Annotated in this window: 2 protein-coding genes; both read left to right on the top strand. The window is 70.4% G+C overall.

The genetic code is table 11. The annotated features are described in order from the left end of the window. The coding region (locus tag GVY39_RS24675; protein WP_159928422.1) for an SDR family NAD(P)-dependent oxidoreductase at positions 1 to 1,658 on the top strand (1,658 nt) is incomplete at its 5' end. Positions 1,659 to 1,683: 25 nt separating this feature from the next. Further along, on the top strand, positions 1,684 to 12,549 hold the full coding sequence (locus GVY39_RS24670) for a type I polyketide synthase (RefSeq protein ID WP_159928424.1): 10,866 nt from the start codon (positions 1,684 to 1,686) through the stop codon (positions 12,547 to 12,549). The last annotated feature ends 5 nt before the right edge of the window (positions 12,550 to 12,554 follow it).

Here is a 12,554-nt window from a genome sequence, read left to right as displayed (position 1 = left end):
GTGTGGATGTGGTGCTGGATTCGCTGGCGGGGGAATTCGTGGATGCCTCGCTGCGGTTGCTGCGGCCGGGTGGACGGTTCGTGGAGATGGGGTTGCTGGATCGCCGCGACCCCCAGCAAGTAGCCGCCGAACACCCGGGCGTCACCTACCGCGGTTTCATGCTCATGGATGTAGAGCCCGATCGGCTCCACGAGATTCTGACTCGTGTTGTCGATCTCTTCGAGGCGGGTGTGCTCACCGCGTCTCCACTCACCGCATGGGACATACGGGATGTGCCCGAGGCGTTGCGGTTCATGAGTCAGGCGCGGCATATCGGGAAGAACGTGCTCACCGTGCCGACGCCGCTGTCGCCTGAGGGCACGGTGCTGATCACCGGTGGCACCGGAGGATTGGGTGCGTTGGCCGCTCGGCATCTGGTCACCGAGTACGGCGTGCGCAGACTGATATTGACCAGCCGACGCGGCCGGGATGCACCTGGGGCCGAGGAGTTGAGTGCTGAACTCGTCGCCTTGGGCGCGCACGTGGACGTGGTCGCCTGTGACGCGGCCGACCGAGCCTCGGTGGATGCGGTCCTGGCGGCGATCCCGCCGGAGTATCCGTTGACCGGTGTCATCCATCTGGCCGGGGTGCTGGCCGACGCACTTCTGGAGAACATGACGGCGGAGCGGATCGAGCAGGTGTTGCGGCCGAAGGTGGACGCGGCGTGGAACCTGCACGAGGCGACACGGCATCTGGATCTGTCGATGTTCGTGCTGTACTCCTCGATCGCGGGCGTGATCGGCAACGCGGGCCAGGCCAATTACGCCGCGGCCAATACGTTCCTCGACGCGCTGGCACACCACCGGCACGTGACCGGCTTACCCGCGATTTCCATGGCCTGGGGGCCGTGGCAGCAGAACACCGGCATGACGCGGGCGCTCGATGACGCCGACTTCGCTCGGTTGCGGCGGGAGGGCTTCCCGCCGCTGGGCGAGCGGGAGGGTATGGCGCTGTTCGACGCCGCGGTGGCCGACGGCAGGGCGGCGTTCGTCGCGGCCCGCATCGACCGATCCGCGCTCACGGACAGCGGCGATCACGACCCGCGTCCGATCATGCGCGACCTGCTGGGACCCACCCGGCGCCGAGCCGAGACCGCGCTGGGTGGATCGCCCCAACCGGTGCACCGCCTGGCGGGCCTGTCGACCACCGAGCAGGACCGTATCGTCCTCGATCTGATTCGCGGCGAGGCCGCGGCGGTTCTCGGCGGCGACGCCGAGACCATCGCCGCCGACAAACCGTTCAGCGATATCGGATTCGACTCACTCGGTGTCATGGAATTCCGCAACCGGTTGAAATCGGCCGTCGGCGTTCAGGTTCCCGCGACAGCGATGTTCGACTACCCGACTCCGATGGATCTGGCCGGCTACCTCCGGCAGGAGATCGCTCCGGTGGAGGACCCCGCGAAACGGATCGCGGCCGACGTCGAAGCGCTGGCCCGCAGTTTCGCCTCCGCCGACCTATCCGCCGCCGACCGGTCGTCACTGGCGACCACATTGTCCGCCCTGCTGCGCGAACTCGAAGGCAGGGACGCCGGGGATGCCGATCCGGGTGGCGACGCCGACCACCTCGACACCGCCGACGATGACGAACTCTTCGAGTTCATCGACAACCTCAGCTGAACTTGCAGGATCAGGAGCCCCACCGATGGCCGACACCGACGAGCTACGCCGCTACCTCAAGAAGACCGCGAAGGAGCTCTACGAGACCAAACAACACCTGCGTGAACTCACCGATCGAACGCGGGAACCCATCGCCATCGTCGGCATGGCCTGCCGGTACCCCGGCGGAGTTCGTTCACCCGAGGATTTGTGGCGCGTCGCCGCCGAGGGCGTGGACGCCGTCGGAGGGTATCCCTCCGACCGTGGCTGGGACCTGGAGCGGTTGTTCGATCCCGATCCGGACGTACCGGGGACGATCTACACGCGGGAGGGCGGATTCCTCGATTCGGTAGCCGACTTCGACGCGGGTTTCTTCGGCATCAGCCCGCGCGAGGCCGCCGCGATGGACCCACAGCAGCGTCTGATGCTCGAGGCGGCCTGGGAGGCACTGGAAGACGCCGGCATCGACCCGGTATCGCTACGCGGCAGCGATACCGGCGTTTTCGCCGGGGTGGCCCACCAGAACTACGGGCCCCGCGTCGGCTCCCCGGATATCACGGCCGAAACGGAAGGCCATGTCTATCTCGGCACTTCCAACAGTGTGCTGTCGGGCCGGATCGCCTACACCCTCGGGCTGGAGGGTCCGGCCGTCTCGATCGACACGGCATGCTCGTCGTCGCTGGTCGCCCTGCATCTCGCGTGCCGGGCGCTGCGCAACGGTGACGCCACCCTCGCCCTGGCGGGCGGGGTCACCGTGATGTCGGACCCGTCCCTGCTCATCGCGTTCGCGCGCCAGCGCGCCCTCTCACCCGACGGCCGGTGCCGGGCGTTCGCCGCGGCGGCCAACGGGACGGGTTTCTCCGAGGGGCTCGGCGTGCTGGTACTCGAACGGCTCTCCGACGCACGGCGGCTCGGGCACACTGTCCTGGCGGTCGTCCGCGGCAGCGCCATCAATCAGGACGGCGCGAGCAACGGGCTGACCGCTCCGAACGGACCGTCGCAGGAAGCCGTTATCGGGCAGGCGTTGCGCGACGCGGGCCTGGAGCCGGCGGATGTCGACGCGGTGGAGGCGCACGGCACGGGCACCATGTTGGGCGATCCGATCGAGGCCCGGGCCCTGATCAACGCCTACGGCGCCCGGCAGACCGACGTGCCCTTGCGTCTGGGGTCGCTGAAATCCAATATCGGTCACACTTCGGCCGCGGCGGGTGTCGGGGGAGTGATCAAGATGGTGCAGGCCATGCGGCACGAAGTGCTGCCGAAGACCCTGCACATCGACGCGCCGACTCCCCATGTGGACTGGTCGGCGGGTACGGTGCGGCTGCTGAAGGACAGCGAGCCGTGGCCCGCCGGTGCGAGAATTCGCCGCGCCGGCGTGTCCTCATTCGGCGCCAGCGGCACCAACGCCCACGTCGTCCTCGAGGAAGCTCCCGCCGAGTCCGCTGCCGCCGAGGCAGACTCCGAGCCTGCTCCCACGGAGCAGGCCGGGTCGAATCACCCCTCGGTGGAAACGATTCCGTTGCTGTTGTCGGCGGCTTCCGGCGCGGCCCTGCGGGCACAGGCGGATCGCCTGCGGCGGTGGATGGGGGACGATCCGGAGGCGGACCCGCGGGATATCGCGCATTCGCTGCTCACCTCCCGCGCCCGGCTGGAGTGGCGCGGCGCGGTCGTCGGCCGCGACCGGGACGAACTCCTGGCCGGTTTGGCGGCACTCGCCGAGGGGCGTTCCGCGCCGGGCGTGGCCGAGGGTCGCGCGGGCTCGGGGCGCACGGCGTTGCTGTTCACCGGCCAGGGTGCGCAACGCGCCGGGATGGGGCGAGAACTGTACGACGCGTTCCCGGTGTTCGCCGCGGAACTGGACAGGGTGTGTGCCGAGTTCGATCCGCTGCTCGGACGGTCGTTGAAGGACCTGATCCGCACAGAAGCGCCGGCCGGCGACAGCGCGCCGGGACCGCTCGATCGAACCGAGTTCACCCAACCCGCCCTGTTCGCCTTCGAGGTGGCGTTGTACCGGCTCGTCGAATCATTCGGCCTGACACCGGATGCGCTGCTCGGCCATTCCATCGGTGAACTCGCGGCGGCGTATGTCGCCGGTGTGTGGTCGTTGCCCGACGCGTGTGCGCTGGTGGCGGCGCGGGGGCGGCTGATGGGCGGACTGCCCGCGGGCGGCGCGATGCTGGCCGTGGCGGTGTCGGAGGAGAAAGCAGCCGCCGCGCTCGATGGATACCTCGGCCGGGTGTCCGTGGCCGCGGTGAACGGTCCCTCGTCCGTGGTGCTGTCCGGTGACGCCGACGCTGTCGCCGAGGTCGAGCGGCTCTTCGGTGACCAGGGTCGCCGGACGAACCGGCTGCGCGTCAGCCATGCCTTCCATTCGGCGCGGATGGAACCGATGCTGGCCGAGTTCCGGGCCGTGGCTCGCGGTGTGACCTATCGGCAGCCGACGATCCCGATCGTCTCGAATGTTTCGGGCGCACCAGCCGGTGACGAGCTGACCGATCCGGAGTACTGGGTCCGTAATGTCCGGGCGGCGGTGCGGTTCGCCCCGGGAGTCCGGGCGCTGGCCGCGAGCGGGGTCCGGCGCTTTCTGGAAATCGGTCCCGACACGGTGCTGGCCGCGATGACCCGGGAGTGTCTGGCCGAACAACCCGACATCGAGGCCCGCTGCACGGTGGTCGCCGCCGCGCGACGTGGGGCGGACGAGGTCGGGCAGTTCACCGCTTTCCTGGCGGCCGCCCACGCCGCGGGCGTCGACGTGGATTGGCGACCGGTGTTCACCGGTCAGCCGCCACGCCGAGTGCCGTTGCCTCCTTACGCCTTCCAGCGTCAGCGGTACTGGTTGCCCCCGGCCGACGGTATCGGCGACGTGGGCCGCGCCGGACTGACGGCGATGGACCATCCGCTGCTCGGCGCTGCGCTGGCCCTGGCCGGTACCGACGAGTGGCTGTTCACCGGCCGCCTGTCCACGGTGTCGCAGCCGTGGCTGGCCGACCACACGGTGTTCGGCACGGTGCTGTTGCCGGGAGCCGCGTTCGTGGAGTTGGCGTTGGCGGTCGGCGCGCGACTGGATGCCGGGACGGTCGACGAACTGGTGCTCGAAGCGCCGCTGCGGTTGGACGAGGGGACCGAGGTCGATATCCAGATCAGCGTCGAATCGCCCGATGACACCGGGCGCAGAAGTTTCGTCATCGCGTCGCGGGCAGTAGGTGACCGGACCGCCGGATCCACGCACGCGCGCGGTGTGCTCGCTCCCGATACGGGGGACGCGACGGTGTCCGCCGGTACGGACGGATTGTCTCTGGACGAGGACGCGACGACCGGAGACGCGCTGTACCGCCAACTGGCCGCGCGTGGTCTCGACTACGGGCCCGCGTTCCAGGGCGTGCGCCGATTCCGGCGTCGCGGCGACGCCGTCCTGGCCGAGGTGCGGCTCGGCGAGATGACGTCGGACGCTTCCCGTTTCGGCGTGCACCCAGCCTTGCTGGATGCCGCGCTGCACACCGCCGTCGACGAATTGGCCGCTGATTCGGCCGCGCACCAGGCGCCGCTGCCGTTCTCCTTCACCGGCGTGCGGTTGTACCGCGGTGGTGCGAGCGCGGCGCGGGCGCGGATCCAGCGGACGGGCGCCGAGGGGGTGCGGGTCGAACTCCGCGACGATGCGGACGCGGTGCTGCTGACGGTCGATGCGCTGCAGGCGCGGCCGGTCGACAGCGACGCGGTGCATAACGCGCGCTCCGCCGGGCCGCACGGTCTCTACGACATGCACTGGGCCGCGGTGGAATCAGACGCGCGATCCGGCGCGGTGCGGCTGACCGCGGTCGGCGGACCATCGCAGTCCGCTTTCGACGAAAATCATTCGGATATGGCCGCGCTGGTAGCGGCCGCCGGGACCGACGCCCCGGGCTCGAACGCTCGAGCGCATGCCGACGCGGTCGTGTGGTTCGCCGAGCCCGGACCCGGGCACACGGACCGTGCCGAGGCCGACAGGGTGCGCCGGAGCGTGAACGCCGCGCTGGCAGCGGTGCAGTCCTGGTTGCGCCTATTCGAGTCCGGCGACACCCAGCTGGTCGTGGTCACCCGCAACGGCGCCGGGCTGGGCGGCGAGGACCCGGACCTGGCCGCCGCGGCGACCTGGGGTTTGCTGCGCAGCGCGCAATCGGAGCATCCCGGCCGCATCGTCCTGGTGGACGCCGAAAGCGACGTGCTGGTCGGGCCCGAGCTGATCTCGGCCGCCCTCGCGACCGATGAGCCGCAGCTGGCGGCCCGTGCGGGCGAACTGCTCGCGCCCCGGCTCGCCCGGCGGGACGACGTGTCCGGCTCAGCCGTCACCATGGGTCCGGGCACCGTGTTGATCACCGGCGGTACCGGTGGATTGGGCGCCCTCGTGGCCCGGCACCTGGCCGCCACGCACGGGGTGCGCGACCTGGTACTGGTTTCACGGCGCGGCGAACGAGCCGACGGTGTGCGTGAACTGGTGGCCGAACTCGCCGTACTCGGTGCGCGAGCACGGGTGCTGGCCTGTGACGTCGGTGACCGCGCCGCGGTAGGTGCCCTGCTCGACCAGCTGGCCGAAGGCCCCGAGCTGACCGCCGTCGTCCACGCCGCGGGCATCTTGGACGACGCGACTCTCGACGCACTCACGCCCGACCGGATCGAGCGGGTATTCGCGCCGAAGGTCGACGCCGCACTCCACCTGGACGAACTCACCCGTGACCGGAACCTCTCGGCGTTCATCCTGTTCTCGTCGATCGCTGCCGTCTTGGGCTCGGCGGGCCAGGGCAACTACGCCGCCGCGAACTCGGCGCTGGACGCGCTGGCCCGGCGCCGCGCCGCGGCGGGTCTGCCCGCGGTGTCGGTGGCCTGGGGCCCGTGGAGCCAGAACGGCGGGATGACCGCCGAACTGGGGCGCGCGAGCCTGGACCGCTTGGCGCGCATGGGCTTCCGGCCACTGACCGAGGCCGACGGGATCGCGCTGTTCGACCGAGCCACCGGCGCGGACACGCCGCTGGTCGCCGCCGTGGACTTCGACACCGCGGCATTGTCCGCGCAGGCCCGCGCGGGTTTGCTGCCGCGGCTGCTGCGTTCGTTGGTATCGGTACCGCGCCGCGCCGAGGGCGGTGGCGGCGATCTGGCGGCGCGGCTCGCATCGGTACCGCCGGACCGGCACGACGCGATCGTGCTGGATTTCGTGCGCCATCAGGTCGCCGGGGTGTTGGGACACGCCACGGGCGACCTGATCGAGGCCGACAAGCCGTTCAACGAACTGGGATTCGATTCGCTCGGCGCGGTGGATCTGCGCAACCGTCTCACCAAGGCCACCGGTCTGCGTCTTCCGTCGACCCTCGCCTTCGATCATCCGACCTCGGCGGCCGTCGCTCGACTGCTGCGTTCCCGGATCGACGGTGCCGGGCCGGGGGTTCGCCAGACGCAACGGCGCACGCGAGCCGACGAACCGATCGCGATCGTCGGTATGGCCTGCCGGTATCCCGGCGGTGTGGCGTCTCCGGACGATCTGTGGGATCTGGTGGCATCGGGAACCGACGCCATCTCCGAGTTCCCGTCGGATCGCGGCTGGGATCTCGATCGTCTGATCCATCCGGATCCCGAGCACAGCGGAACCTCCTACGCCAAAGAGGGCGGATTCGTCACCGGTGTGGCCGATTTCGACGCCGGATTCTTCGGAATCGGTCCGCGGGAGGCGAATGCGATGGACCCGCAGCAGCGTTTGCTGCTGGAGGTGTCGTGGGAAGCGCTCGAGCACGCGGGGATCGATCCGACGTCGCTGCGGGGTACCGACACCGGCGTCTACACGGGGGTGATGTATCAGGACTACGAGGTCTTGACCCGCAAGGCCGGGCCCGAGGCCGAAGGCTACGTGGGGACCGGCTCGGCTGCGAGCGTCGTCTCGGGGCGCATCGCCTATTCACTGGGCCTGGAAGGCCCCGCGATGACGGTGGATACGGCGTGCTCCTCCTCGCTGGTGGCACTGCATGTGGCGTGCCGGGCGCTGCGGCAGGGAGAGAGTTCGCTCGCCCTGGTAGGCGGTGCGACGGTGATGGCCACCCCCACGGTGTTCGTCGAATTCTCCCGGCAACGCGGCCTGGCCCCGGACGGGCGGTGCAAATCGTTCTCCAGCGCCGCCGACGGGGTGGCCTGGGCGGAGGGTGCGGCCGTCCTGGTGGTCGAACGGCTCTCGGACGCCCGCCGGCTCGGGCACAACGTGCTCGCGGTGGTGCGCGGCAGCGCGGTGAACCAGGACGGCGCCAGCAACGGTCTCACCGCGCCGAACGGTCCGTCGCAGGAGCGGGTGATCGCGGCGGCGCTGGCCGATGCCGGGCTCGGCCCGTCGGACGTGGACGCGGTGGAAGCGCACGGGACCGGAACGACACTGGGCGACCCGATCGAGGCGCAGGCATTGCTCGCCACTTACGGGCAGGGCCGCCCGGATCGCCCGCTGCGTGTCGGTTCACTCAAATCCAATATCGGGCACAGCCAGGCGGCGGCCGGTGTGGGCGGCGTCATCAAGATGGTGCAGGCCCTGCGCCATGAAATGCTGCCCAAATCCCTGCATGCGGACGAACTCTCCCCGCATGTCGACTGGACGGCCGGATCGGTGCGGGTGCTGACCGAAGCCGAGCCGTGGAACTCCGGCAGCCGGGTACGTCGCGCGGGGGTGTCGTCGTTCGGGATCAGCGGTACGAACGCGCATGTGATCCTCGAGGAAGCGCCGCTGGCCGCGCGTGACGTGCGTACGACGGGGAACCCCGATCCGGCGGCAGGCGCCGCGGTCGCCGCGGTGCCGCTCGTGGTCTCGGCGAGATCCGCGGAAGCCCTGCGCGGTCAGGCCGAACGGTTGCGCTCCTGGCTGGCCGGTGCGCCGGATATCGAGTCGTGGCGGGTGGCGCGTGCGCTGCTCGACTCACGGGCGCTACTGGATCGCCGCGCTGTGGTCGTCGGCGGCGATCGGCAGGAACTGCTCGCCGGGCTGGCCGCGCTGGCGGCGGGGGCGGCGTCCCCGCACGCGGTCGAGACAGAGGTGGTGGCGGGTACGACGGCTTTCCTGTTCACCGGTGGTGGTGCGCAACGAGTCGGCATGGGCGCGGGCCTATACCGGGCGTTCCCGGTCTTCGCGACCGTGCTGGACGAGGTGTGTGCGGAGTTCGACCGGCATCTCGGGGGTTCGCTGCGGGAGGTGATGTTCACCGACGAGGCCGGGGTATTGGACCGGATGGACTGGATGCAGCCCGCGTTGTTCGCGTTCGAGGTTGCGATGTTCCGGCTGCTGGAGTCGTACGGTCTCCTACCGGATGTGCTCACGGGTCACTCGCTCGGCGAACTCGTCGCGGCGTATGTGTCCGGGGTCTGGTCGCTCGCCGACGCCTGTGTGCTGGTGGCGGCGCGGGGACGGTTGATGGGAGCGGCTCCCGCGGGCGGGGCGATGCTGGCGGCCGCGGTGTCGGAGACGGAAGCGGAGGAACTGCTGACCGGTCTCGGCGACCGGCTCGCGCTGGGGGCGGTGAACGGTCCGGAGTCGGTGGTGTTCTCCGGCTACGCCGATGCCGTCGCTGAGATGCAGCGGCGGCTGACCGAGGCGGGCCGGAAGAACACCGTGCTGCGAATCTCGCATGCGTCTCATTCGATGCTGATGGAGCCCATCCTCGAGGAATTCCGTGCGGTGGCCGAGGGTCTGACCTATGGCGAGCCCACCGTGCCGATCGTGTCCAACGTATCCGGCGCACCAGTCGGCGACGAAGTGCGCGATCCGGGCTACTGGGTGGCGCAGGTGCGCAGCTGTGTGCGCTTCGCTCCCGGGGTGCGCAGTCTCCTCGACTCCGGGGTGCGGCGTTTCGTCGAGGTCGGACCGGACGCGGCGCTCACCGCGATGACCGGAGAATGCCTGGCCGAGCGTCCCGAAATAGCGGCGAAGTCGATGGTCGCCGCCTCGTCTCGCCGCTCGGTCGACGAGGTGACACAGTTCGTCACCCTCCTCGGCCAGTCCTTCGCGGCCGGCGTACCGGTGGACCTGCGGTCGCTGCTGCCCGGAGGAGACCTACGGGTGACACTGCCGACATACGCGTTCCAGCGCCGCCGCTACTGGGTACAGCCCGCTCCCGAGGCCGTGGCGGGCTCGTTCGGGCATCCATTGCTGACCAGCGCGGTGCCGCTGGCCGGGAAGGACGAGTGGTTGTTCACCGGCCGGTGCTCCATGCGCACCCAGCCGTGGATCGGCGACCACGCGGTCTTCGGCTCGGTGTTGCTTCCCGCGACGGCTTTCGCGGAGATGGCGCTGGCCGCGGGCGCGCATCTGGACGCGGGGGACGTCGACGAACTGTTGTTGCAAGCCCCGCTGCTGCTCACCGCGGGCGCCGAGACCGATCTGCAATTGAGCGTCGGCGCGCAGGACGAGCAAGGGCGACGGAGCTTCGCCGTCCACTCCCGCGCCGCGGAGCGGGACTCGGCGGGCGCGGGCGCGTGGGTGCAGCACGCCAGTGGGGTGTTGATCGCCGCCGACGATCCGGCGCCGGTGTGGAGCGAACCGGTGTGGCCGCCCTCCGGCGCCGAGCCATCGGAGGGCTCGCTCTACGACCGGCTGGCGGAGCGTGGCTTCGACTACGGTCCCGGTTTCCAGGGCGTGACCGCGCTGTGGACTCGCGGCGAGCAGACCTTCGCCGAGGTCTCCCTCGACGAATCCGCAAGCGTCGCGGCAGCCGCGTTCGGCATCCATCCGGCGCTGCTGGACGCATGCTTGCATGTGGCGCTCGACGATCTGATCGAAGGCCTGCCCGCCGAGCAAGTGCTGTTGCCCTTCTCGTTCGCCGGTGTGCGGTTGTGGCGACCCGGCGTCACCGCGGTGCGTGTCCGCGTCGTCCGGGACGCCGAAGGACGGGCCGAGATCGACATCGCCGACGACACCGGCGCGCTCGTGGCGCGCATCGATGCGGTCACCGCCCGTCCGATCGCCGCCGACGCGTTGACCGCGGCGAACGCCGCGCAGGGTGCGGCGCCCCTGCGCCTACGCTGGATGCGCTCGGAACTCCCTGCGTTGCCTGCCGCGCCCGCGGGCGTGACCGCGACGATGGGGCGGGTGCGGGTGTCCGGCGTCGATGCGCACTACGCCGATGTGGCGGAAGTGGCGGCGGCCGAAGAAGTTCCGGCTGTGGTCGTCTGGTCGCTGGGCGAGTTGCCCTCGGCCGAGCTGGACCGGCCCGGTGATTCCGTGCTCGACGGACGTGCCCGGGCAGTCCGGCATGCGACCCTGCGGGCCTGGGAATTGTTGCGGTCGTGGCTGTCCACCGAGCGGCTGGCGGACACCCGCCTCGTGGTGGCGACCCGCCGGGCGACGGGCTTGGACGGCGAGCCGGTCGATCTGACCGCTGCCGCGGTGACCGGCCTGGTCCGTAGCGCGCAATCGGAACAACCGGGTCGGATCGTGCTCCTGGATCACGACGGCGACCTGGACGCCGACACGGTGCTCGGCGTGATCCGATCAGGGCACGCCCAAGTGACGGTCCGCGCCGGAGAGGCACACCTGCCGCGCCTGTCCTATGGTGACCTACCCGCCGCAAAACCGGGCCACACAGGCGCTTTCGGCAACGGCACGGTCCTGATCACCGGCGGGACGAGCGGGTTGGGTGCGGTGATCGCGCGGCACCTGGTGGCCGCACACGGCGTCGGACACCTGCTGCTGGTGTCGCGTCGTGGTGCCGCGGCCGATGGGGTCGCGGAGCTGGTCGCCGAGCTGGAACGGCTCGGCGCGCGGATCCGGGTCGCCGCGTGCGACGTGGCCGATCGCGCCGGCATGGCGACCGTGCTCGAGTCGATCGAGAACGAGCATCCTTTGACGGCGGTGGTCCACTCCGCCGGCTTGATCGACGACGCCACTATCGAGACGATGACCGAACGACAGATCGAGCGCGTGCTCGTGCCCAAGGTCGACGGGGCGCTGATCCTGGACGAGCTCACCCGAGGGCACGATCTGGCCGCGTTCGTCGTATTCTCCTCGGCCGCGGCGATCCTCGGATCACCCGGGCAGGGCAACTACGCGGCCGCCAACGCGTTCCTCGACGGGCTCGCGCACGCCCGCCGTGCGCAAGGATTGCCCGCCCTGTCGGTCGCCTGGGGACTGTGGAACCAGGGCACCGGCATGACCGGCGAGATGGACCGCGCCGCGCTGGCGCGGCTGGAGCGGATGGGTCTGCGGATCCTCGGTGACGCCGACGGGACGGCGTTGTTCGATGCCGCGGTCGCCATGGACGCGGCCGTTGCCGCCTGCGTGGAATTCGACAAGCCCGCCCTGGCGGCGCAGGCACGCGCCGGCCTGCTGCCCGAGGTGCTGAGCGACCTGGTGCCCAGCCGCGCGCGACGGGTCACGAGCGGAAGCGGCCGGGGCGGGCTGCTGGCCGACCGGCTCGCCGCCGCACCGGAGGACGAACGCGATGCGTTGGTACTCGGATTCGTTCGCGAACACGCCGCGGCGGTGCTGGGATTCCAGTCCGCGGCTGCCATCGATCCCGAAACCCCGTTCCAGGAGATGGGTTTCGATTCACTGGGTGGCGTCGAGCTACGGAATCGGTTGTCGGAGGGCACGGGTACGCGGCTGCCGTCGACGCTGGTGTTCAACTACCCGACGGTGAGTGCGGTGGCGAAACTGCTGCGGTCGCAATGGGAGGACACCTCGACCAGCTCGGCGATCGACGACCAGATCGCCGCGCTCACCGCGTTGTTCGCGACGCTGCCGTCCGAGGAGGACAAGGCGCGGCTGGCCGAGCGGATCCGCGCGACACTGACCGAGGCCGTGGACGGACCCGATTCCGATTCCGATTCCGTCGGTGCTCATGGCCGCGATGCCGTCGAGGCGGCCGCGACCGCGGACGAACTGTTCGCTCTCATCGACCAGCAGATCACCGGAAAGTAGAGGAA

The organism is Nocardia sp. CY15 (assembly GCF_009829295.1).
GTDB lineage: Bacteria > Actinomycetota > Actinomycetes > Mycobacteriales > Mycobacteriaceae > Nocardia > Nocardia sputi.
The sequence above is the reverse complement of the archived record's forward strand: the minus strand, read 5'-3'. Positions and strand labels throughout refer to the sequence as shown.

What these genes read in the sequence shown, in the direction of transcription:
- GVY39_RS24670 (WP_159928424.1), top strand. Translation starts at nt 1,684, where the DNA reads ATGGCCGACACCGACGAGCTACGCCGCTACCTCAAGAAGACCGCGAAG.